This window comes from Lactonifactor longoviformis DSM 17459 (assembly GCF_900129135.1).
Classification (GTDB): Bacteria; Bacillota; Clostridia; order Lachnospirales; family Lachnospiraceae; genus Lactonifactor; species Lactonifactor longoviformis.
This window is the reverse complement of the sequence record NZ_FQVI01000001.1, coordinates 243,085-266,673: the sequence shown is the minus strand read 5'-3', so window position 1 is coordinate 266,673 and position 23,589 is coordinate 243,085. Positions and strand designations below refer to the sequence as shown.

General features: G+C 46.9%; 24 protein-coding genes and 1 tRNA gene. 23 read left to right on the top strand and 2 right to left on the bottom strand.

From position 1 onward, the window contains the following. Positions 1–40: 40 nt before the first annotated feature. The 7 genes from BUA56_RS01120 to rseP all read left to right on the top strand — a co-directional run bounded on the left by BUA56_RS01120 (position 41) and on the right by rseP (position 7,830). Positions 41–2,329, top strand: coding sequence for a vitamin B12-dependent ribonucleotide reductase (locus BUA56_RS01120; RefSeq protein ID WP_072848376.1), 2,289 nt, complete (start codon positions 41–43; stop codon positions 2,327–2,329). Between the two features lie 139 nt (positions 2,330–2,468). Then, complete coding sequence (pyrH, locus tag BUA56_RS01115) at positions 2,469–3,164, top strand: UMP kinase (protein WP_072848374.1); 696 nt, start codon at positions 2,469–2,471, stop codon at positions 3,162–3,164. A gap of 44 nt (positions 3,165–3,208) precedes the next feature. Continuing rightward, the gene (gene frr / locus BUA56_RS01110) at positions 3,209–3,760 is read left to right on the top strand and encodes a ribosome recycling factor (protein WP_072848373.1); all 552 of its coding nucleotides are present in this window, start codon (positions 3,209–3,211) and stop codon (positions 3,758–3,760) included. Positions 3,761–3,843: 83 nt separating this feature from the next. Continuing rightward, complete coding sequence (locus BUA56_RS01105) at positions 3,844–4,554, top strand: isoprenyl transferase (RefSeq protein ID WP_072848371.1); 711 nt, start codon at positions 3,844–3,846, stop codon at positions 4,552–4,554. Further along, complete coding sequence (locus tag BUA56_RS01100; RefSeq protein ID WP_072848369.1) at positions 4,554–5,342, top strand: phosphatidate cytidylyltransferase; 789 nt, start codon at positions 4,554–4,556, stop codon at positions 5,340–5,342. Before BUA56_RS01105 ends, BUA56_RS01100 begins: the two co-directional genes overlap by 1 nt. Positions 5,343–5,355: 13 nt before the next feature. After that, a complete protein-coding gene (locus BUA56_RS01095) occupies positions 5,356–6,498 on the top strand; it encodes a 1-deoxy-D-xylulose-5-phosphate reductoisomerase (RefSeq protein ID WP_072848367.1) in 1,143 nt (380 codons plus the stop codon). Positions 6,499–6,501: 3 nt separating this feature from the next. After that, positions 6,502–7,830 carry an RIP metalloprotease RseP gene (gene rseP, locus BUA56_RS01090; RefSeq protein ID WP_084067542.1) on the top strand — a complete coding sequence of 443 codons (1,329 nt, stop codon included), beginning with the start codon at positions 6,502–6,504 and terminating at the stop codon, positions 7,828–7,830. Between the two features lie 114 nt (positions 7,831–7,944). Here rseP and BUA56_RS01085 read toward each other — a convergent pair whose 3' ends face one another. Next, positions 7,945–8,682, bottom strand: coding sequence for a FadR/GntR family transcriptional regulator (locus tag BUA56_RS01085; RefSeq protein WP_072848366.1), 738 nt, complete (start codon positions 8,680–8,682; stop codon positions 7,945–7,947). Positions 8,683–8,938: 256 nt separating this feature from the next. Here BUA56_RS01085 and BUA56_RS01080 point away from each other — a divergent pair, with 256 nt between their 5' ends. Beyond that, a complete protein-coding gene (locus BUA56_RS01080) occupies positions 8,939–9,913 on the top strand; it encodes a C-terminal binding protein (protein ID WP_072848364.1) in 975 nt (324 codons plus the stop codon). A 59-nt stretch (positions 9,914–9,972) separates the two neighbouring features. Here BUA56_RS01080 and BUA56_RS01075 read toward each other — a convergent pair whose 3' ends face one another. Further along, complete coding sequence (locus BUA56_RS01075; RefSeq protein WP_072848363.1) at positions 9,973–11,238, bottom strand: peptidoglycan-binding domain-containing protein; 1,266 nt, start codon at positions 11,236–11,238, stop codon at positions 9,973–9,975. A gap of 246 nt (positions 11,239–11,484) precedes the next feature. Between BUA56_RS01075 and BUA56_RS01070 the strand changes: the two genes are divergently transcribed. From BUA56_RS01070 to BUA56_RS01000, 15 genes are all read left to right on the top strand, one after another. Further along, positions 11,485–12,423: a substrate-binding domain-containing protein gene (locus BUA56_RS01070; RefSeq protein ID WP_072848361.1), complete on the top strand. Its 939-nt coding sequence runs from the start codon at positions 11,485–11,487 to the stop codon at positions 12,421–12,423. Positions 12,424–12,496: 73 nt separating this feature from the next. Further along, entirely contained in the window at positions 12,497–13,360 is an 864-nt protein-coding gene (pstC, locus tag BUA56_RS01065) for a phosphate ABC transporter permease subunit PstC (RefSeq protein ID WP_072848359.1), read from the top strand. Further along, on the top strand, positions 13,360–14,226 hold the full coding sequence (pstA, locus tag BUA56_RS01060) for a phosphate ABC transporter permease PstA (protein ID WP_341443306.1): 867 nt from the start codon (positions 13,360–13,362) through the stop codon (positions 14,224–14,226). Before pstC ends, pstA begins: the two co-directional genes overlap by 1 nt. Positions 14,227–14,230: 4 nt before the next feature. After that, on the top strand, positions 14,231–14,980 hold the full coding sequence (gene pstB / locus BUA56_RS01055) for a phosphate ABC transporter ATP-binding protein PstB (protein WP_072848358.1): 750 nt from the start codon (positions 14,231–14,233) through the stop codon (positions 14,978–14,980). Next, positions 14,980–15,627, top strand: a complete 648-nt coding sequence (gene phoU, locus BUA56_RS01050) for a phosphate signaling complex protein PhoU (RefSeq protein WP_072848356.1) — start codon at positions 14,980–14,982, stop codon at positions 15,625–15,627. Before pstB ends, phoU begins: the two co-directional genes overlap by 1 nt. Before the next feature lie 26 nt (positions 15,628–15,653). Beyond that, complete coding sequence (locus tag BUA56_RS01045; RefSeq protein WP_072848354.1) at positions 15,654–16,328, top strand: winged helix-turn-helix domain-containing protein; 675 nt, start codon at positions 15,654–15,656, stop codon at positions 16,326–16,328. After that, positions 16,328–17,995: an ATP-binding protein gene (locus tag BUA56_RS01040; RefSeq protein ID WP_072848352.1), complete on the top strand. Its 1,668-nt coding sequence runs from the start codon at positions 16,328–16,330 to the stop codon at positions 17,993–17,995. The genes BUA56_RS01045 and BUA56_RS01040 overlap by 1 nt, the downstream gene beginning before the upstream one ends. 92 nt (positions 17,996–18,087) lie before the next feature. Then, positions 18,088–18,651: a chromate transporter gene (locus BUA56_RS01035; protein WP_072848351.1), complete on the top strand. Its 564-nt coding sequence runs from the start codon at positions 18,088–18,090 to the stop codon at positions 18,649–18,651. After that, positions 18,648–19,223: a chromate transporter gene (locus BUA56_RS01030; protein WP_072848349.1), complete on the top strand. Its 576-nt coding sequence runs from the start codon at positions 18,648–18,650 to the stop codon at positions 19,221–19,223. Before BUA56_RS01035 ends, BUA56_RS01030 begins: the two co-directional genes overlap by 4 nt. Positions 19,224–19,320: 97 nt before the next feature. Then, positions 19,321–19,983, top strand: a complete 663-nt coding sequence (locus BUA56_RS01025) for a vitamin B12 dependent-methionine synthase activation domain-containing protein (RefSeq protein ID WP_084067539.1) — start codon at positions 19,321–19,323, stop codon at positions 19,981–19,983. A gap of 3 nt (positions 19,984–19,986) precedes the next feature. Beyond that, complete coding sequence (locus BUA56_RS01020; protein WP_072848345.1) at positions 19,987–21,309, top strand: replication-associated recombination protein A; 1,323 nt, start codon at positions 19,987–19,989, stop codon at positions 21,307–21,309. An 84-nt stretch (positions 21,310–21,393) separates the two neighbouring features. Continuing rightward, positions 21,394–21,477 (top strand) — tRNA-Leu (locus BUA56_RS01015). Between the two features lie 471 nt (positions 21,478–21,948). Continuing rightward, positions 21,949–22,182, top strand: a complete 234-nt coding sequence (locus tag BUA56_RS01010) for a hypothetical protein (protein ID WP_072848343.1) — start codon at positions 21,949–21,951, stop codon at positions 22,180–22,182. A gap of 161 nt (positions 22,183–22,343) precedes the next feature. Beyond that, entirely contained in the window at positions 22,344–22,583 is a 240-nt protein-coding gene (locus tag BUA56_RS01005) for a type II toxin-antitoxin system RelE family toxin (protein WP_072848341.1), read from the top strand. A gap of 12 nt (positions 22,584–22,595) precedes the next feature. Next, on the top strand, positions 22,596–22,787 hold the full coding sequence (locus BUA56_RS01000; RefSeq protein WP_072848339.1) for a hypothetical protein: 192 nt from the start codon (positions 22,596–22,598) through the stop codon (positions 22,785–22,787). The last annotated feature ends 802 nt before the right edge of the window (positions 22,788–23,589 follow it).

Sequence of the window (23,589 nt, the reverse complement as noted above, 5' to 3'; positions counted from 1 at the left end):
AAGCTGCAGCGGTTCTTTTTCACGGAAAAGGAGGAAATGAATGGAGATATCAAAGAATGCCAGAATGGTACTGGAAAAACGCTATTTGATGAAAGATGAAAATGGTGAGGCAATGGAAACTGTGGATGGAATGTTCCACCGTGTGGCCAATGCCATTGCCCGGGGAGATCTTCTCCACGATGAAAATGCAGATGTAGATGCCACGGCGGCAGCCTTTTATCATATGATGACGGAACTGGAGTTTTTGCCTAATTCCCCTACCCTTATGAATGCAGGACGTCCTCTGGGGCAGCTGTCTGCCTGCTTTGTTCTTCCGGTGGAGGACAGTATGGACTCTATCTTTGAAGCGATCAAACAGGCGGCTTTGATCCATAAGAGCGGAGGCGGGACAGGCTTTTCCTTTTCCAGACTCCGTCCGGAGGGAAGTACGGTCAATTCCACAGGAGGGGTGGCCAGCGGTCCCATAAGCTTTATGCGGGTATTTAATATGGCAACAGAAGCGGTAAAACAGGGCGGATCCAGAAGGGGTGCCAATATGGGGATTCTTAGAATTGACCACCCGGACATCCTGAAATTTATTGACTGTAAAGCTGATAATAAAGAAATTACGAATTTTAATATCTCTGTAGGACTCACAGAGGCATTTATGCAGGCAGTGGAGACAGACGGGGAGTACAGTCTGATCGAGCCGCATACCGGTACCGTGGCCGGCAAATACAGAGCCAGAAAGGTATTTGACAAGATTGTGGATGCCGCATGGAGAAACGGAGAGCCGGGTATTATTTTCCTGGATCGCCTGAACAGGGACAATGTAGTCCCGAAGCAGGGGGAGATTGAATCGACCAATCCCTGCGGAGAACAGCCCCTGCTTCCCCACGAGAGCTGTAATCTCGGGTCAGTTAACCTGACAAAGATGCTGAAGGAGAGCAGAACAGGCTATGTATTTGACTGGGAAAAGCTGAAAAATACTGTGAAAATGGCAGTTCATTTCCTGGATAACGTGATTGATGTGAACAAATATCCTCTGGAACAGATCGATTACACCACAAAACAGACAAGAAAGATCGGGCTTGGCGTTATGGGGTGGGCAGACTGCCTGCTGATGATGGGAATCCCGTATAATTCAGAGGCAGCAGTAGAACTGGGAGAAAAGGTAATGAAATGTATCACGGAAAGCGGCCGTGAGGCCAGCCGGAAGCTGGCAGAACAGCGGGGAGCTTTCCCGCTCTTTGAGGAAAGTATCCTTCCCCAGGACATGCCCCAGAGAAATGGGACGATTACAACCATAGCTCCCACAGGGACGCTCTCCATCATTGCCGGTTGTTCGTCCGGGGTAGAGCCTATCTTCGGCTATGTATTTATAAGAAATATAATGGATGGGACAGAATTGCTGGAAGTCAATCCCATCTTAAAAAAGGAACTGGAGAGAAGAGGATTATATTCGGAAGAGTTAATGCGGAAGATTGCAAAGGAAGGTACGGTGGCCCATATAGAAGAGCTTCCTGAGGATCTGCGGAGAGTCTTTGTGTCCACCCATGACATCAGCCCCTCCTATCACGTACGCATGCAGGCTGCTTTCCAGAAATATACGGATAATGCCGTGTCCAAAACCGTTAATTTCAGCAATTATGCCACGAGAGAGGATGTGGCAGAGGTCTATACCCAGGCCTTTAAGCTGGACTGCAAGGGCGTTACGATCTACAGAGACGGCAGCCGCAATGAGCAGGTACTGAATATCGGCAAGGTGAAAAAGGACGGAGAAGAGGAAGAGATAGCAGGAAGAGTAGTTCCCCGGCTGCGCCCGGCGGTTGTCTCCGGGATTACGGAAAAGGTTCAGATCGGATGCGGCAATCTCTATATCACTGTAAACTATGACGATGAGGGAATCTGTGAGGTGTTTACCAACACCGGGAAAGCCGGAGGCTGCCCCAGCCAGAGTGAGGCGACTGCCCGTCTGGTTTCCATATCCCTGCGCAGCGGTATTGATGTAAAGTCTATCGTAAATCAGCTTCGGGGAATCCGTTGTCCTTCCACGATCCGGCAGCCCAAGTTAAAATGTACTTCCTGCCCGGATGCCATCGCACGGGTAATCGAAAAAGTCTATAATGAGCAGGTGAAGTTAGGACGCTGGGCACCGCCTGCCAGCAAAATCGTGGTAAAGACGGAAAAGGACGGAAAAGGCACAGTGCGCAAGGCAGCAGATCCTCTGATTCCTGAACCCGGTGAAGTCCCTGGAAATATGCATTTTTGTCCGGAATGCGGTGCATCCTTAGAGCATGAGGGAGGCTGCGTCATCTGCCGCCAGTGCGGATACAGCAAATGCGGGTGATCACAGCGGCAGAAACTCTAGAAAAAAAATATGGATTTTATGCAGTTCTATGGTATAATGTCGGTAGGCATGGGACAAACATGGTCCATGTTCTGTGAATGCTGAAAGGCAAGACTTAAAAATAACTGAGGTGTAATTCATGAAGAGAGTATTGTTGAAGTTAAGCGGAGAAGCTTTGGCAGGTCCTAATAAGACAGGGTTTGATGAAGCTACGGTAATGGAAGTAGCAAGACAGGTAAAGGTATTGACAGATGAGGGAACCCAGATAGGAATCGTCATCGGAGGCGGGAATTTCTGGAGAGGACGAACCAGTGAGACTATCGACAGGACCAAAGCAGATCAGATTGGCATGCTGGCTACTGTGATGAACTGTATCTATGTATCCGAGATTTTCCGCTATGTGGGAATAAAAACTCAGGTGCTGACACCATTTGCCTGCGGATCTTTTACTAAATTATTTTCCAAGGACAGGGCGAATAAATATTTTGACAGAGGAATGGTAGTATTTTTTGCCGGGGGAACAGGCCATCCATATTTCTCCACAGATACCGCTACCGTGCTTCGTGCCATTGAGATTGAGGCAGAGACCATTCTTTTGGCAAAGGCTGTGGATGGTGTATATGACAGCGATCCTAAGATTAATCCGAACGCGAAAAAATATGAGGAAGTAACCATCCAGGAGGTCATTGACCAGAAGCTTGCTGTTGTGGATATGACAGCATCTATTATGTGCATGGAAAACCATATGCCTATGCTGGTATTCGGACTGAGCGAAGAAAACAGTATTGTGAATACCGCCCATGGAAACTGCTCCGGCACAAGAGTAACGGTATAGAATTCAAATGCTTATTAAATAAAAGGATTTAGGAGGAACTTTATATGGACGAAAGAGTGCAGGTATACGAAAACAAAATGCAGAAATCACTGGAGAATTTAATCTCTGAGCTGGGAACGATCCGTGCAGGACGTGCCAACCCGCATATCCTGGACAAGATTCAGGTGGAATATTACGGTACGCCGACTCCTCTTCAGCAGGTGGCAAATGTTACCGTGCCGGAACCCAGAATGATTCAGATTCAGCCCTGGGAAGGCTCTCTGGTAAAGGCTATTGAAAAAGCAATACTTGTTTCCGATCTGGGAATCAACCCTACCAATGACGGAAAAGTAATTCGCCTGGTGCTCCCTGAGCTGACAGAGGAGCGCAGAAAAGAATTAGTAAAGGATGTTAAGAAAAAAGGAGAGGCATGTAAAGTGGCCATCCGCAATATCCGCCGCGATGCCAACGATGCTTACAAAAAGCTGGCAAAACAGGATGTTTCTGAAGATGAGATCAAAGAGCTGGAGTCAAAAGTACAGAAGCTCACAGATAAGTTTGGAAAAGATATTGACAAAGTTGTAGAAGATAAGTCAAAAGAAATCCTGACTGTATAATTGATAGGAAAGACAGGAGAGGGGCACACTACCATAAGTATCTTATGGGCACGTGCCTCTTTGCGCGTAGAGAGGAGTTTAGGATGAATATTCCCAATCATGTAGCCATCATACTGGATGGCAACGGAAGGTGGGCAAAGTCCAAAGGAATGCCCCGGAATTACGGCCATGTAAAGGGCTGTGAAAATCTGGAGAAGATCTGCGGGATTGCAAAGGATCTGGGGATTAAATATCTGACGGTGTATGCATTTTCCACGGAAAATTGGAAACGATCCAAAGAAGAAGTTGACGGACTGATGAAGCTGTTCCGGAATTACACCAAGAAATGCATTAAAATAGCAAAAAAGAATAAAATGAGAGTCCGTATCCTGGGGGAGCCGTCTGCATTCGACGCAGATCTTCAGGAGAGTATCCGGGAATTGGAGGAGTTCTCCAAGGACTACGATGAACTTCATTTTCAGCTGGCCCTGAACTATGGAAGCAGGGATGAGATCGCCCGTGCGGTAAAAAAAATGATGCGGGATCAGGAAGCGGGGAAACTGGAGTGGGAAACTGTTACAGAGGACACGATCTCAAATTATCTGGATACCGCAGGACTGCCGGATCCGGATTTGATGATACGCACCAGCGGAGAAGAGCGGCTGTCCAATTTTCTGCTGTGGCAGCTGGCCTACACAGAGTTTTATTTTACTCCTGTTCCGTGGCCTGATTTTGGAAGAGATGAATTAATCCAGGCAATCGAGAAATATAATAGTAGAGACAGACGCTACGGAGGCGTCAAGGAGGAGTCATAATGTTTAAGACACGGCTGTTAAGCGGGATTGTACTGGTGATTCTGGCTCTGATTACAATTATTTCAGGAAATCTTGTATTATTTTGTACACTTCTGGGCATCTCTCTGATAGGGATGCAGGAGCTGTACCGTGCCATGGGTGTGAGAGAAGATAGGTTTAATGCCTTGGAACTGGCAGGCTATGGAGGGGCAGTGATTTTTTATCTCACCTTACTTCTGGGGCAGACAAAGTATGAGATGACTGCCCTGCTTTTTGGGCTGGTGGGAATTATGTGTGTCTATGTGTTCGCCTATCCAAAGTATCGTGCGGAACAGGTTATGGCGGCATTCTTCGGCATTGTTTACGTAGCGGTAATGCTCTCTTATATCTACCAGACCAGGAACCTGGAGGATGGTAAGTTTATAGTATGGCTTATCTTTATCTGTTCCTGGGGCAGCGATACCTGCGCATACTGTGTGGGGATGCTCATAGGAAAACATAAGATGGCCCCTGTCCTGAGTCCGAAAAAGTCGGTAGAAGGCGGAGTCGGCGGAGTCGCTGGAGCGGCTCTTATCGGCGGCGTCTATGGGGCTGCCGTCCACAGTGATATTGCCATGTATGCGGTGATTGGAGCTGTCGGCGCGCTGATCTCAATGGTAGGGGATCTGGCGGCTTCTGCCATCAAAAGAAACCGTGAGATTAAGGATTATGGTACGCTGATACCGGGGCACGGGGGAATCCTGGACCGGTTCGACAGTGTGATATTTACATCGCCGTTTATTTATTTTTTAGCGGCAGTACTGTTATAGCGAAGGGAAGCATATGAAGAAAATAGCAATCTTGGGGTCCACAGGATCCATAGGTACACAGACGCTGGATGTGGTGCGCAGGAATCAGGATATACAGGTTCTGGCTTTGAGTGCAGGCAGCAATATTAAGGTTCTGGAAGAACAGATACGGGAATTTCATCCCCGTCTGGCGGCTGTATGGAAGGATGAAAAAGCAAAAGAGCTGGCAGTTAGAGTTGCCGATACTGATACCCGGGTGGTGAGCGGGATGGATGGTCTGCTGGAATTATCTGTCCTGGAGGGAACGGAACTTCTGGTAACAGCTATTGTGGGGATGATAGGAATTCTGCCCACAATAGAAGCAATAAAAGCGGGAAAGGATATTGCCCTTGCCAATAAAGAGACGCTGGTAACCGCCGGCCACATTATTATGCCTCTGGCACAGTCCCGGGGTGTGAGAATTCTTCCGGTTGACAGTGAACACAGTGCTATTTTTCAGTGTCTGAACGGGGAGGACACAGGGACCGTGAGCAGACTTTTGATCACAGCCTCCGGCGGACCCTTTCGGGGAAAGAAGACAGAGGAACTCAGAAATGTAAAAGTGGAGGATGCTCTGAAACATCCCAACTGGGCTATGGGCCGGAAGATAACGATAGACTCCGCGACCCTGGTCAATAAAGGCCTGGAGGTTATGGAGGCAAAGTGGCTGTTTGGCGTTGACTTGGACCGGATACAGGTAGTGGTACAGCCCAAAAGCGTGATACACTCTATGGTTGAATTCCGGGATGGAAGTATTATGGCTCAGTTAGGAACCCCTGATATGCGGCTGCCTATTCAGTATGCCCTGTACGGGGGAGCCAGAAAGTATCTGGGAGGGGAACGCCTAGACTTTTTCCAGCTGGCAGACATTGCCTTTGAGGCGCCGGATACAGAAACTTTCCGGGGGCTGCCCCTGGCTATGGAGGCTTCTGAAGCGGGAGGGTCTATGCCCACAGTATTTAATGCCGCCAATGAGATGGCAGTGGGCAAATTCTTGAAGAGAAGTATCGGTTTTCTGGATATTTACCATATTATTGAGGAATCTATGGGAAGGCATCAGGTGGTTAACAATCCAACTGTAGACGAAATATTGGAGATAGAAAAGGATACATACAAGTGGATTGAAAGCAGGTGGTAAATTATGAGCAGTATATTTCATATGGTAAGTAACGCAGGGCCGTTTCTCATAAAACTTTTGGTGGCAATGCTGGTATTCAGCGTCATCGTAATTTTTCATGAATTGGGACATTTTCTGTTGGCAAAGAGAAACGGCATTGGCGTCGTGGAGTTTTCTTTGGGAATGGGCCCCCGTTTGATCAGCACAGTGAAGGGGGAAACCAGGTATTCCGTAAAGCTTCTGCCCTTTGGCGGTTCCTGTATTATGGTAGGAGAAGACGGAGATGAACAGGGGGAGAATACGTTTAACAATGCCCCGATCTGGGGACGGATCGCTGTGGTAGCCGCGGGGCCAATCTTTAATTTTTTTATGGCGTTTGCATTTGCTATGATTATTGTCAGTGTGGTGGGATATGATCCTGCGGAGGTGATGGAAGTGCCGGAGGGCTCCCCGGCGGCAGAGGCAGGTCTTCAGGCCGGAGATATCATCACAAAGTTTGAGGGCCGCAGCGTAGATATCGCCAGGGATATGGATACGTACATTGCCCTGCACGGACTTACCAGCGACGAGATAAACCTTACCTACACCAGAGACGGAAAAAAACAGTCAGTCCGCTATCAGGCAGAGAGTGTGGAAAAGTATATGCTTGGCTTCGGCTATACGCCCGACGGCCCGGCTGAGATAACCAGTCTTTCCAGAGGACTTCCTTTGGAGGAAGCCGGACTTCAGATCGGGGATGTGATTACCAGCATAGACGGAACCCCCATCGGGGATGCCAATGGGCTGGTAAAGTATCTGGAGGCAAATCCCCTCAGCAGTCAGAGAGTAACCATCGGATACGAGAGAGACGGCAAAGAAAAGGAAGTTTCTGTAGTTCCCAGGATGAATAAGAATATCTCTCTTGGGTTCGCTTATAACCTGGGGAGGGAGAAAACGAACTTCCTGGGGGTTATGAAGTATAGCTTCATAGAAGTAAAGTATTGGATTCGTACCACAGTGGAAAGCTTATTTATGCTTGTTAAAGGGCAGTTTACAGTGAACGACCTTTCCGGACCAGTGGGAATCGTAAATGCCATCGGTGACTCCATCGATCAGGCAAAGCCGGAAGGGACGAAGATGGTTTCCCTGCAGATGATTTACTGGGCCATTCTTCTGTCTGCGAACCTGGGAGTCATGAACCTGCTGCCGATTCCAGCTTTGGACGGAGGACGCCTTGTCTTTCTGATTATCGAGGCAATCCGGGGCAAGGCACTGAACCGGAACGTGGAAGGTATGGTCCACTTTGCAGGTTTTATGCTTTTAATGGCATTGATGGTATTTGTAATGTTTAATGATATCCGCAAACTGTTCTGAGTTTACCAGGATGCACAGCTATGCGCAGCCGGAGGCAGATAAAGCCTCCCGGCTGCCTTTTTAGTATAGTGGAAAAGGTTCTCCGGGCGGGATGCTGGATAGCCGGATGTTCTCCTATATGGAGATCCCCATCTTTGTGTGTCTGGGAAGAGATTCTCTGTAAGTCTCGTCGATTCTGATATGCGTCTCAATCATCTCCTCCAGCAGTTTTTCATCCCTTTTCTTCAAAGCGGTAAGGATTGCCAGGTGCTCTTCGTAAGTTTTTTGGTATTCCGCCTTCTCATAGGTAACCTCTGCCATCCCCTGAAAGTACTGCTGAATCAGAACAAAAAGAGTCTGATACAGGTATTTGTAGAGAATATTGTCGGAGAGATCAAGCAGTGCCATGTGAAAATTGCTGTCGTATGCTGTGAGAAGCTCCACAGATAGTTCCTTGCCGTTTTCCATGTGGGCCTGGGGAGGAACCATAGAGGCCTCTAGCTGCAGAATGGCAGGATCAGGGACATTTCGTACGATATATTTACATGCTTCCATTTCCAGAACCTTGCGGAGCTGGAGAAGATCGTCCAGCTTTCCTTTGCTTAAGGCAAACATGATGCAGAGGGTATTGTTGATTGTGTTTTCCGGGTGCTGGGTGATATAGTTGCCGCCTCCCTGGCGGCTTTCCAGGATCCCCATAATTTCCAGTGCCTTCAGTCCTTCCCTTACAGACGAGCGGCTCAGAGACATGGACGCGGCCATATCCCGCTCTGTAGGAAGCTTGTCCCCGCATTCCAGCTCTCCGGTGAGAATATCCTGCTCAATTTTTCTGAATACTTCGTTGCAGTTCGTGGTTGATTTTGTGAATTCCATGTTTTCCTCTCCTTTTAAAAAGTTAAATAAATAACAGGATAAAATGTATTTACGTTTTGGCAGTTATAGTGTATAATAATATTATAACAATTGGTCAGACCAATTTCAAGAGTAAATTTACTTTTACATCAGAATAATTGGGCGGGCATACGGCTGCACCGTATGATAATGTATACCCAAAGGGCATCCCGTGACACATGCCCTGCGGGCGGGCATACGGCTACACCGTATGACAATGTATAAGGAGGTTGATGATATGAAGGTTGTATTTGCTGAGTATCCTGAGAGCAGAAACAGGGATATTAAAACGGAGATGATGTATCTGCCGGACGGCGCAGAGATCGGATTTGCGGTGTATGACGAAGACCATCTGGAGGCATATTATGAGGCTTTAGAAGATGCAGATGCAGTTTTGACGGGGTTTGCCCCTCTTGATAAAGCGGCGATTGATCACTTGAAAAAGTGCAGAATTATATCTGTGCAGGCAACAGGCTGGAATTTCGTTGATTCTGATTATGCAAAGGCAAAGGGGATTGCTGTATGTGCGGTGGGAGAATACTGTACCCAGGAGGTAGCAGACCATGCTATGGCACTTATGCTGGCACTGTGCAAGATGTTTCCCTATCATACAAGAAGAATAAACCAGGATAAGGCATGGGAGATTGAGAGCTTAAAAGATCGTGAGGTCCGGCGGATTGAAGGCCAGACTCTGGGAATTGTAGGATTCGGAAAGATTGGCCGGGCCGTGGCGAAAAGGGCGCAGGCCTTTGGGATGAAAGTGATTGCATACGATCCTTATATCGAGGCGGAAGCCGCCAATGCTATGGGGGTATTGCTGACCGATATCGACACCCTTCTGGGAAGCTCTGATATTATTACCATCCATATGAACATGACGGAAGAGAATGAATGCTTTTTTAATAAAAATACCTTCGCTAAAATGAAAAAGCATCCTTTTATCATTAATGTGGCAAGAGGCGGCATGATCAATGAGGAGGATCTGGCGGAGGCACTGGATAAGGGTCTTGTCAGAGGCGCTGGTCTGGATGTGCTTTACAGTGAATCGCCTGACCTTGCAGCCAGCAGGCTTACCAACAGGGAGAATGTGATTATTACGCCCCACAGTGCTTTTTATTCGGACGATTCCATTGAAGCCTGTGAGAGGATCTCAATGGAAAATATTCGCTATTATCTGGAGGGAGAAAAAGACAAGGTATTTAAACTGGTATGATAAAAAGGCAGATAAGCGGGCCGGGAACGATGGGTTCCCGGCCCTTATTGCGTCAGCGGCTACTGAAGTTCCGCAATTCTTGTAACACCTACAAAGATTTCCTGTATCTTATACCAGGTGCGGTAGTCTACGATTCCGGTCTGAGGGAGACCGAAAATGCTCTGGAATTCTCTGACTGCATTCTGTGTGCCCTCCCCGTAGATGCCGTCAGCAGCGATGGAAGGAATCGCAGTGTAAACTTCACCGATGGTATTAAGCTGTTCCTGCATCTGGCGTACTTTGTCTCCGCTGGCGCCTATATCCAGATTGTAGCCGGGCCATGAGGCGGGAACCCCTGAAACCTCCTCGGCGGAGTTAATGTACATATTATCGCCGTAATAGTGCCGGAGGATTTCAATGGCGGAATAATTCTGATCGCCCAGGTATTTTGAGCCCCACTGACTCATCCAGTTGGGACAGGAGACCCTCTGTCCGTCACAGTACTGTGTCAGGATAGGCTGTTTTACATTCGGCCGTGAGAGATAATTGGAGAATAATTCATCCACAATATCAGAAATGCTCTTGAAAATATTTCTTCCGTACATAAATTTATGATCATAAGCGGTGGATGAAGTAATGGTAAAATCATACCCTTTATTCCGATACCACTCTGTGTAAACACGGTTCAGGGTAAAGGACATAATGGCCAGAACATTGGCACGTATCGTATTATCCGGCCAGGTAGCGTATATCTCACTGGATGCAACATTTTTGATATAGTCCCTGTAACGGATATAATAGTTTGCTGCTGTTGAATCACTGGGGGCGCCGTCGTGCACTACAACATATTCCGGAATCACAACCCTGCTCAGGACAATCTCCCCTGATTCATTGGTAGGCTTGATCTCATCCTCAGGGATCTTAGGAGGGTATTCTCCATACAGGGTATGAGCCGGAATCACGATGTTCTGGAATTGTTCTCCGGGAGCTGTGGGCTGCATACGAACCGGGAGAAGTGCCTCGGCTTCCGGGAGAACCTCTGTGCCTGAGACGTCGATGGGCTCAAAGCCGTCAGCATTGATCTGCACTGTGTATTCAGAATAGGGCTGATACTCTGAGGGAGCCATACTGTAATCCAGCGGCGGTGCCGGAAGCTCGATCTCAGGTGTCTGACCGTTTGCATCTGTTGTTAATTCTTCGATAGGGCTTTCGGGATCTCCGGAGTAGGAGATGGTTACTTTAGCATTTGTGATGGGCAGATTCCGGATGGATGACTGGACAGTTACCATAAGCCTGCCCCGATCCACCCGATTATCCTGCATAGCGCGCATATGCGAATAATTCATAAGTACCTCGCAAAATAGAACCTTCGTAATATTTTATGCAGCAGTCTTTAATATGTACCTGTGAATCATTTTTCAGGAAAAAATCTGAGAGGAACTCATATCCTTTGCCTTTTGTGGGAATCATGAGTAAGAGAGGCAGATTTTACATTTTACATTTATTTAACATGCCCAGGCTTTTGGATTTTACAAGGGATTGTTACTATCTAAATGTATTAAGTGAAGCAAACAAAAAAGGAGTAAAAGGTTATGATGAAAAAATTAGTAGCAGGACTTTTGGCAGCAACGATGACCCTTGGTATGTTAGCAGGCTGCGGAGATAACGCAGGAGATTCCAACAGTGACACACAGACTGAGGGTACAGACAACACAGGCGATACGGATGCGAAGGATACGTCTGGTAACAGCAATCCTATCACCGTTATTTCAAGAGAAGACGGCTCAGGTACGAGGGGCGCGTTTGTTGAACTGTTTGGAGTAGAAGAGAAAGATGACAGCGGGGAAAAAGTGGACAACACCACACAGGATGCGGAAATTACCAACAGCACAAGCGTTATGATGACAAGTGTGGCCGGAAATCCTGATGCCATCGGTTATATTTCTCTGGGTTCCCTGAATGACACTGTCAAGGCATTAAAAATCGATGGGGCTGAGGCAACGGTAGACAACATTAAAAGCGGTACTTACAAAATTTCCCGTCCTTTTAATATTGCTGTAAAGGAAGGCTTAAGTGAAGTGGCTCAGGATTTTGTTGACTTCATCTTAAGCAGTGAAGGGCAAAAGGTAGTTGAGGACAGCGGATATATCACTGTGAACGATTCTGCTGAAGCATATGCCGGCAGCAAACCGTCAGGAAAAATTGTAGTTGCAGGCTCTTCCTCTGTAACCCCGGTTATGGAAGCGCTGAAGGAGGCATATTTGAAAGTAAATTCCGGAGCTGAAATTGAAGTACAGCAGAGTGATTCAACAACAGGTATGCAGTCCGCCATGGATGGCATCTGTGATATCGGAATGGCATCCAGAGAGCTGAAGGACTCTGAAACAGGCGGCGGTCTGAAAGCAACTCAGATTGCACTGGACGGCATTGCAGTAATCGTTAATAAAGAAAATTCAACAGAAGACATGACCAGTGACCAGGTAAAAGCTATTTACACAGGTGAGACAACATCCTGGGGAGATATTCAGTAATTATTTTACGGCGAAAGAGTTGTGGCAGAAACAAGAGGCTGCAGCCCTTTTTCGCGTTGAAGGAGCGTAAAACATGAAAGACATGAAAGAAACAATAATGAAAATTATCTTCCTGATATCTGCCTGCGCTTCTATACTGGCAGTAGCCCTTATCTGTATCTTTCTTTTTGCAAATGGGGTTCCGGCCATAGGCAAAATCGGAGCCGGGGAATTCCTTCTGGGTAAGACCTGGAGGCCGAACAATAATCTTTTCGGCATCTTTCCCATGATACTGGGCAGTATCTATGTTACGGCAGGAGCAATTATTGCAGGCGTTCCCATCGGAATTCTGACAGCAATTTTTATGGCTAAGTTCTGTCCAAAATGGCTGTACCGGTTTATGAAGCCTGCTGTGGATCTGCTGGCGGGAATCCCCTCAGTTGTCTATGGCTTTTTCGGTCTGGTGGTAATGGTACCTCTTGTGCGGCAGTTCTGCAGGGCATTTGAACTGAATGGCAACGGCAGCAGTATATTTACGGCATCCCTTCTTCTGGGAATTATGATTCTCCCCACAGTGATCGGTGTTTCAGAGGCGGCAATCCGGGCTGTGCCGGACCAATATTATGAGGGAGCGCTTGCCCTGGGGGCAACCCATGAGAGAAGCGTATTTTTTACGGTGTTTCCGGCAGCGAAGTCAGGTATTATGGCCGCGGTTGTACTTGGAGTTGGAAGAGCGATCGGAGAAACCATGGCGGTGATTATGATAGCAGGCAATCAGCCGCGGATGCCAAAAGGACTCTTCGAAGGGGTCAGAACCCTGACCGCCAATATTGTTTTGGAGATGGGGTATGCGGCGGATCTTCACAGAGAAGCGCTCATTGCAACGGCAGTGGTACTCTTTGTGTTTATTCTGATTATCAACCTATTATTCTCGTTACTCAAAAGGAGGCAGAAATAATGCAGGCAATGAATAAGCAAACCTGGAAACAAAAAGCAAAGGCTTATAGGAGCAGTCCTCTGTCCTTGTTTCTGCTGATTTTAGTGGCACTGGCGTCCCTGATAACAGTATGTGCTCTTCTTTTTCTCATTGGATACATTATGGTAAAGGGGATACCGAACCTTACGCCGTCTCTTTTTGCATGGACATACAATACGGAGAATGTTTCTCTGCTTCCTGCACTTATCAATACCATACTTATGACACTGTTATCCCTGCTGATCGCAGGCCCTCTGGCAATTTTTGCCGCGATCTATCTGGTAGAGTATGCCAAGCGGGGCAATAAATTAGTGGAAATTGTGCGTGTGACGGCTGAGACGCTGACGGGAATTCCATCTATTGTTTACGGACTTTTCGGCCTGCTGTTTTTTGTGACAACACTGAAATGGGGGTATTCCCTTCTTGCGGGCGCATTTACTCTGGCAATTATGATTTTGCCGGTAATTATGAGAACCACAGAGGAAGCACTGGGGTCTGTGCCCGATACGTTTCGGGAGGGGAGCTTTGGGCTGGGAGCCGGACGTCTCAGGACAGTCTTTGTCGTGGTCCTTCCGTCAGCAGTTCCCGGTATCCTTTCCGGAGTCATTCTGGCCATCGGAAGAATTGTGGGAGAGACAGCGGCCCTTATGTATACGGCGGGAACAGTAGCTGAAGTGCCAAGCAGCCTCCTGTCTTCCACGAGAACGCTGTCTGTGCATATGTATGCCTTGTCCAGTGAAGGCCTTTATACCGACCAGGCATATGCCACGGCGGTGGTTCTCCTTATTATTGTACTGCTGATTAACTGGCTGTCTGGTGCTCTGGCCAAGAAAGTGAAGAAAGGATAAAGACATGGATAAGTTTACGATTTCAAATCTGGATTTATATTATGATGATTTTCATGCCCTGAAGGATGTGAATCTGAATCTGCCGCCCAACGAAATAACCGCCTTCATCGGGCCCTCCGGGTGCGGCAAATCAACCTTATTAAAATCTCTGAACCGGATGAATGATTTGGTGGAGGGATGCAGAATCACGGGAAAGGTGTTGTTGGACGGGGAGGATATCTACGGGGATATGAACGTGAATCATCTGCGCAAACGAGTGGGCATGGTGTTTCAGAAGCCGAATCCCTTCCCTATGAGTATCTATGACAATATTGCGTACGGTCCCAGAACCCACGGAATTCATTCCAGGGCAAAACTGGACGATATTGTGGAAAAGTCCCTGAGAGATGCCGCCATCTGGGAGGAAGTGAAAGACCGGCTGAAGTTAAGTGCTCTGGGCATGTCCGGAGGACAGCAGCAGCGTCTCTGCATCGCCAGGGCGCTTGCGGTAGAGCCGGAGGTACTCCTGATGGATGAACCTACCTCGGCCTTAGATCCTATCTCGACTTCAAAAATCGAAGACCTTGCGATAGAATTGAAAAAAGATTATACTATTATTATGGTTACACACAATATGCAGCAGGCGGCCCGTATTTCAGACAAAACAGTCTTTTTCCTTTTGGGAGAGGTCATCGAGTATGGGGAGACAGAGCAGGTATTTTCTGTTCCGAATAACAAGAAAACAGAGGACTATATTACCGGGAGGTTTGGATAATGAGAATCAGGTTCGAACAGCAGCTTGAACAGCTGAACATTGAATTAATCAAGATGGGCGCCCTGTGTGAATCAGCTATTAATAAGGCAAATGAGGCACTGCTCAATGTGGATAAAAATGAAGAGTGCGTGGCAGAGGTTATGGGGATTGAGGATGAAATCAATCAGAAAGAGCGTGACATAGAGGCTCTGTGTATGAAGCTGCTTCTGCAGCAGCAGCCGGTCGCCAGGGATCTGAGACAGATTTCCTCTGCGCTTAAGATGATTTCTGATATGGAGCGCATCGGAGATCAGGCGGCTGACATTGCAGAGATCTCTAAATATGTCCAGGTGCGTCAAAATGCCAGCAAGATTCACATCGGAGACATGGCCAAGGCTACTACGAAGATGGTTACGGAGAGCATTGATTCCTATGTAAACCGGGACCTGAAAATGGCTCAGGAGGTGGTCAGATATGATGATGTGGTGGATGATCTGTTTCAGGAGGTAAAAAGTGAGTTGATAGAACTGGTTGTAAAAGACAGCCAGAATGGAGAGTTTTACTTTGATCTTATTATGGTTGCCAAATATTTTGAGCGAATCGGCGATCATGCAGAAAATATTGCCCAGTGGGTAGAATTTTCAATTACCGGAAAGCATGAGTTTTAGAGAAAAGGGTTAGGATGGAGGAACGTATGATTTATTTGGTAGAGGATGATGACAGCATACGGGAACTGGTAATTTACACGCTGCACAGCACAGGGTTTGAGGCTGTGGGATTTATGTGTGCAAAGGACTTTTGGAAGGGAATAGAAAAGCAGATGCCGGCCCTGGTTTTGCTGGATATTATGCTGCCTGATGAGGATGGTCTCCAGATCCTGAAGAAGCTCCGGAGCAATACTTCAACAAAGAAGGTTCCGGTTATTATGCTCACGGCAAAAGGCACGGAATATGACAAGGTGGTAGGACTGGACAGCGGTGCGGATGACTATATTCCAAAACCGTTTGGCATGATGGAGCTGGTATCCCGGATAAAAGCAGTCCTGCGCCGCACGGAGCCGGTAAAGGATGAGAATGTATTGGAAGCCGGCAGCATATCTGTGGATATTGACAAGCACCTGGTTATGGCTGACGGAAAAGAGGTTACACTTACCCTGAAGGAATTTGAACTGCTCTGTTATCTTCTGAAAAACAAAGGGTTTGTGCTGTCCCGTGATAAGATTCTTTCCCGTATCTGGGGATATGACATTGATGTGGAGACACGAACGGTCGATGTACATATCCGTACTCTTCGGCAGAAGCTGGGCAGCTGCGGAGAAATGATAGAGACTGTCCGGGGTGTGGGATACCGGATAGGAGGAACCAGATAATGAGAAAAAAAATCTTTGGGAATATGTGTGTGATCTCCATACTGGCTATCTTAGTCACTTCTATCTTTGTTGTGGGCGTATTTTACGGGGACTTTGTAGAGAAGATGAAGAGTGAAGTGGAAACAGAGGCAGGATATATCAAAACTGCCGTGGAACAGATGGGAGAGGAGTATCTTGATGAGATCCTCAGCCAGCCGGAGGTAAACAGAAGAAACCGTATCACCCTGGTAAACAGTGATGGCACGGTTATTTTTGACAGCTACTATAATCCGCAGTCACTGGAAAACCACAGGAAGCGCCCTGAGATTCAGGCTGCCCTGACAGAGGGCACAGGGAGGTGCAGCAGGGTGTCAGATACGCTGCAGCAGGAGACATATTATTATGCCCTGAAGCTGGACAACGGTATGGTGCTTCGGGTGGCGAATACCAGCAGCAGCGTCTATGCCAGCCTCCTGCGGGTTATTCCCCTGGTTCTTCTCATCTGTGTTATAGTATCTGCAATTACCATGCTGATAGCTACCCGTCAGACGAAAAAGATTGTGCAGCCCATCAATGAACTGAATCTGAAAAAACCGGAAGAGAATGATACTTACGATGAGCTGGCCCCTTTGCTGGGCAGACTGGAAAAGCAGAACAAAACTATTAAGCTTCAAATCGAGGAGCTGAAGGTGAAACAGAGAGAGTTTACCGCGCTGACCGAAAATATGAGCGAAGGATTTTTGGTTATTGACCAGGATGGAAATGTACTTTCCTACAACAGCAGTGCTCTGGAGCTCCTGGGAATGAAACAGGCCATCGGTGAGAAACAAAATATTCTTACATTTAACCGCAGTGTGGGACTGCAGAATGTAGTGGATGAAGCGCTCAAGGGCAATCCAAGCGAACAGGAGATACAGGTAGAGGGGAAATACTGCCAGATTATGGCGAACCCTGTGACCAGCAAAAAGCAGATCAAAGGTGCAGTTATTGTGATTATGGATGTTACAGAAAAACAGCAGAGAGAGCAGATGCGCAGAGAATTCTCAGCAAATGTCTCCCATGAGCTTAAGACACCTCTCACATCGATCTCCGGATATGCTGAAATCATGAAAAACGGCCTGGTAAAACAGGAGGACATTCCCAGATTTGCCGAGAATATCTATAAAGAGACTGCCAGGCTTATAACCATGGTAGGTGATATCATAAAGCTGTCCCAGTTGGATGAGAACCAGGTCGCTCTGCAGAAAGAAGAAGTAGATTTGTATTCCGTGGCAAAAGAAGTAGTGGAGCGTCTGCAGGCAACCGCCTCCGGTCATAAAGTTACTCTCTCCCTGCTGGGAGAATCCAGAACTGTAAACGGAGTGCGCCAGATACTGGATGAAATGATATACAACCTCTGTATCAACGGCATAATCTATAATCGGGAGGGCGGGTATGTACAAGTGCGCGTAGAAAATCGGGAGGGACACACCATTCTGGCAGTCAAAGACAACGGCATTGGGATCCCCCAGTCAGATCAGCAGAGAGTATTCGAGCGTTTTTACCGGGTAGACAAAAGCCACTCAAAACAAGTGGGAGGTACAGGGCTGGGGCTTTCCATCGTAAAACACGGGGCAATGTTTCATAGAGCCGGTATCGAGATGGACAGCATTCCAGGTAGCGGCACAGAAATCAGGATAGTCTGGTAGAAATAGGGAAATATTTATATGTTTCATGGGAGATTATTATTTTACTTATTAACCTTCAGGACGTATACTGATGGATGAGGAGGCTTTCAAAGATGGAAAAGGGAATTATAAGAAAGTTATTTTTATCCACCTTTTATCTGAGTGCATTTACGTTCGGAGGGGGATATGTCATTATTACTTTGATGAAGAAGAAGTTTGTGGATGAATACCACTGGATGGAGGAGCAGGAGATGCTGGACCTTACTGCCCTGGCCCAGTCGGCCCCCGGTGCGATTGCGGTGAATGGGTCTCTCATCGTAGGATTTAGAATTGCAGGGATCAGAGGGGCTCTGGCTGCAGTTGCCGGGACAGTACTGCCTCCGTTTTTTGTATTGTCTGTAGTTTCTATGTTTTATGCGGCATTCCGGGATAATAAGATGGTTAGTCTGGTTCTGGAAGGAATGCAGGCGGGGGTCGCAGCCGTAATTGCAGATGTGGTGATTGATTTGGGTGCTAAGATTGCGGGAGAGAAGAATGTGGTGTCTCTGCTGATTATGGCAGGGGCTTTTCTCTGTGCGTACGTGTTTCATATAAATGTGATTATCATCATACTGGTCTGTGTGGGGATTGGAACCATACGGGGGCTGTGGAATATGAGGAAGGATGGGACAGAATGATTTATATAAAATTATTTCTCAGCTTTCTTCAGATAGGCGCTTTCAGCATCGGCGGGGGATATGCCGCCCTTCCCCTGATACAAAGTCAGGTAGTACACATTCAGCACTGGCTTACTGCGGGAGAATTCACAGATCTGGTGACAATCTCACAGATGACTCCGGGACCAATTGCCATTAATGCGGCCACTTTTGTAGGTCTGCGTCTGGGCGGTGTATTGGGGGCAGTGATTGCCACACTGGGCTGTATCCTCCCATCGTGTATTATCATGTCGATTTTGGCGTATTTTTATTTTAAATACCGGGAGCTGGAAGTGCTTCAGACCATTCTGCAGGCACTCAGGCCTGCAGTGGTGGCGCTGATTGCTTCTGCGGGCCTTGGCATTTTAGTACAGGCACTTTGGAGCGACAGCAGCAAGGGGATTTCCTTGGAGACGCTGAGCCTGTCCGGGGGAGCCATCTTTGTGGTTTCTATTATTTTGCTGAGAAAAAGGAAGATGAACCCTATAAAGGTTATGGGGATCGCCGGAGCTCTGAATGTTGTCCTATTCTATGCCTCGGTGCTGCTAAAATAAATGGTTTTCCATTGCAAACCGGCCGGAGGAATAGTACAATCACAGTAAGATGATTCGTGTGAGGCCTAAGAACAGGAAGTCGTAAAGGAGGATGCCAATGGAACGTTTTGTGATGGATGATTTTCAAGTACAGATATCCATAGAAACACTGTCGGAGAAGCTGCATCTGTCGGAGCAGGAAGATGTGGAAATGATGGGGGAAAAGCTGCAGGAGGCCCTTCGGATAGCAAAGCCGAAAGCAGTGTATAAAATCTGTGAGGTGACGGAAATTAACGGGGATAAAGTAACCATAGAGGATACCGAATTCCAAAGTCCTACCCTTGCGGCCAAACTAAAAGGCATTCACAATGTTTTTGCCTTCGTAGCAACCTGTGGGACAGAAGTGGATGCGTGGAGCCGCCGGGAGGATGACTACATTGTGAATCTTTGGCTGGATATGCTCAAGGAGATGATTCTGGTAGAGGCTCGAAAGCAGTTTCGAAACCGTTTATCTGAAAAGTATGGGATTAAAAAGTTCGGAGTCATGAATCCAGGATCCGGGAATGCAGACACCTGGCCCATCAGACAGCAGGCCCAGCTGTTCTCCCTGATAGGGGATGTCAATGAACTTACAGGTGTGGAATTGACCGGGGGAACCCTGATGTATCCCACAAAATCAGTCTCAGGAGTTATGTTCCCGTCAGAGGAAGACTTTGTGAGCTGCTCCATCTGCAAGCGGGCGAATTGCCAGAACAGAAAGGCAAAATATATGGGGGCATAAAATATGGAACAGATGACATTGTTTGATGACAGGGCAAGAAGCAACCCGTTGGCCAGCAGGCTTCGGCCAGAGAGCCTGGAGGAATTTGTAGGTCAGAAACATCTGTTGGGAAATGGGAAAATACTGCGGCAAATCATAGAACAGGACATCGTCTCTTCTATGATTTTCTGGGGACCGCCCGGTGTGGGGAAAACCACACTCGCAAGTATAATTGCCGGAAGAACCAAAGCAGATTTTGTGAACTTCAGTGCAGTAACCAGCGGCATTAAAGAGATAAAAGAAGTTATGGCCAAGGCAGAGCAGAGCCGCCGCATGGGGGTTCGAACCCTTCTGTTTGTTGACGAGATCCATCGTTTTAATAAAGCTCAGCAGGATGCGTTTCTGCCCTATGTAGAAAAGGGAAGCATTATACTAATCGGTGCGACCACAGAAAATCCTTCTTTTGAGATTAACGGAGCTTTGCTGTCTAGATGTAAGGTGTTTGTGCTTCAGGCTCTGTCAGAGAGTGATTTGACAGAGCTTCTGCAGCATGCGCTGTCTTCTCCCAAGGGGTTTGGCGATATGAGGGTAGAGATTGAACAACAGTCCCTGAAAGCAATTGCCAGGTTTGCCAACGGTGACGCCCGCACTGCTCTTAATACTTTGGAAATGGCAGTGCTAAACGGTATTACTGAGCGGGACAAAATCAGGGTAACCACAGAAACTTTGGAACAGTGTATCAGCAGAAAATCACTTCTCTATGACAAGAATGGCGAGGAGCACTACAATCTAATCTCCGCGCTTCATAAATCTATGCGCAACAGTGATCCGGATGCGGCAGTGTACTGGCTTGCGCGGATGCTGGAAGCAGGGGAGGATCCCCTTTATGTGGCCAGGCGTCTGATCCGTTTTGCCAGTGAAGATGTGGGAATGGCTGACAGCCATGCCCTGGATCTGGCAGTTTCAGTCTACCAGGCATGCCATTTTAATGGAATGCCGGAATGCAATGTGAATCTCACCCATGCAGTTGTGTACCTGTCCATGGCACCGAAGTCCAATGCTTTATATACCGCCTATGAGGACTGTAAAAAAGACGCCATGAATCACCTTGCGGAACCAGTTCCTCTTCAGATTAGAAATGCTCCCACAGGTTTGATGCGTGAACTTCACTATGGGGAAGGATATGTGTATGCCCATGATACAAAGGAGAAATTGTCCCGGATGCAGTGCCTGCCGGATGCCCTGAAAGACAGATGTTACTATCAGCCCACATCCCAGGGGAAAGAAAAAGAAGTAAAGGAAAAGCTTGACAGAATTAAGGCCTGGAAAAAAGGGGAAAAAAGTTGAAAAAAATTCTGAAAAGGTGTTGACGAAACATAAACCGGATGCTATAATATCACTTGTCGTTCGGCAGTAAAGCCAAGGCGATAAGCGGGAGTGCTGGAATTGGCAGACAGGCAAGACTAAGGATCTTGTGGGTGTATGCTCGTGTGGGTTCAAGTCCCATCTCCCGCAGTACGAAACCCTGTATCTTATAGTAGGTACAGGGCTTTTTGCTGTTCAAAGAGAAGGCAAAGGTTAAGGGGATTTTGGAACTAGTCTATATCGCAAGTTGCTTCATTCCAGGGTACCAATACCCATCTTGAATATATCAGGGGAGCATGGAACAGGAATATCAACTATAAGCAAAATAATTAAAGATTTGGTAGACCCTATAAAAGGCAGTAGCCTATCAAATTTTTCAGATGAAAAAGATGGATTTCAAATGTAACTAGCACAGTACTATCTAACCTTTTTCGATAATACGGAGAAGCTGAAACCCAGTTTAAACCTTATTTTTTGTCAAGGAGTGACTGGGGGTGTCACATATAAAAGAAAGTTTTTAGCAGAACGGTCTTTATAGAGACTATTCCTTTACAAATTTATAGTGAATCCGGCAAAATAGAAGCCGAATTTAAGAAAGACCTGCCCCAAATATTTGGAGGAGTGCTGACTGTTGTTGCAAATGCTCTCCAGCTAAAGACCAAGGTAAAATCACCTGCCTCCTACCGGATGATGGAATTTACCACTCTTGGCTATGCCATTGCCGAAAGTATTGGTGATGGTCTTGGCGCGTATGCTGGCCCGGGTGCTTCTGCAAAAGAACTTCCCAAAGCTCCTAATGCACTCAGTCGCAAGGTAAAGGCTTTGAAATCATTATTTCTGAATGTTTATAGTTGAAATAGGAACTTCGCTTCATTCGCAAACCTATTTTCTTGAAGGAACGTATTTATATAAGGACAGGGCCGTTGCGCTAAGTGCCCTGTCCTTTTTGTTGAATTTCAGTTGGCAAAACGATATAATGTGATTAAAGAAACTTCTGACATAATGGAGGTGACAGGTTGAAAATAATATTTGAAAAGGATGCCGCAAAACATATCAGCAAAATGGATAAGCCTTCCAAAACCAGAATCAAACAGGCGATTGATAAGCTTCCGGCCGGAGATGTGAAAAAGCTCCAGGGATACATACATGACTATCGCCTGAGGGTTGGGGATTTAAGAGTACTATTTTCCGTTGAAGAGGATACAATAATTATTAAAGATGTGCTGCCCAGAGGACAAGTATATAAAAGAATATAAGAGGTGATGATTATGAGTAAAGAGATGCTAAAAGGCTTGATTGACTTAATAGATGAAGAAGACATGGAGACGATTTTTCGTGTACTGGTAAGATTCGTACCAGAAGATAAGCCGATGCCAGACGAAGTCGAAGCAATTTACCGGGCAAATAAGAGTATTGCTGAACAGGGCACCGTGTCTTATGACGAAATTGATTGGAATTGACAAAATTACTTTAAATTAAATTTTAACGGGCAGATTTTTATATTTTTTAAAAGTCTGCCCATTTGCTGTTTTTACTGGAGTAAAACATTTAACGCAGTCTTTAAAGTTTGTTAAAAAACATAAATTATTTAAACCAATTTTATATCTCACAAAAAAATATCGAAAAAAGTTTTCTTTTCGAAAAAATTAGAGATGATTAGCTCCAGAGATACTTATCCATCTGCTCGTTAGACTATGCCGGGATTTTTCAGTAAGGGCTTGCTCCATAGACTACGGAACTTGTGGGTGTATGCTCGTACAAAACCGGAATCCCCGCCGGAGCACCGTTCGTATGTGCAAAGAATGCTTGATGTGCATTCTCTGCCCATGCTCACTTTTTTTCGGCCCTGACTGCCGAAAAAATCTCCAGCGGGAATCCCGGTTTTGCCTAAGACTCTCTATTCACTCCTGCGGAACCGTCCCCGGACCTTAAGCCTCCCTCACGCCCAACCCAGCCCGCCCACCGCCGCGGGATTCCTCTCATCTGGGTATAGGGAGTTCCAGGGGGAGGTTTTTGGCAGTTTATCCAAAACATCAAGCGGACAATAATGCGGAACAAGAGGAAAAGTGTACAACTCTCGACCTTCCCCGCCTGTTTTCCGTGAATGTGAAGTGAGTCACTGCCAGGTCAAGGGAGGAGGTCTTGGGGCCAGGGGTACTGGGTGGATCTGCGCAGACTACGGAGTGCGTCCGAAGATCCACTGCCGGCGGTCACTTAGGAGCGAAGGCTTTCCTGAGCTTCTTAGTGAACGGCCAGGCAGTT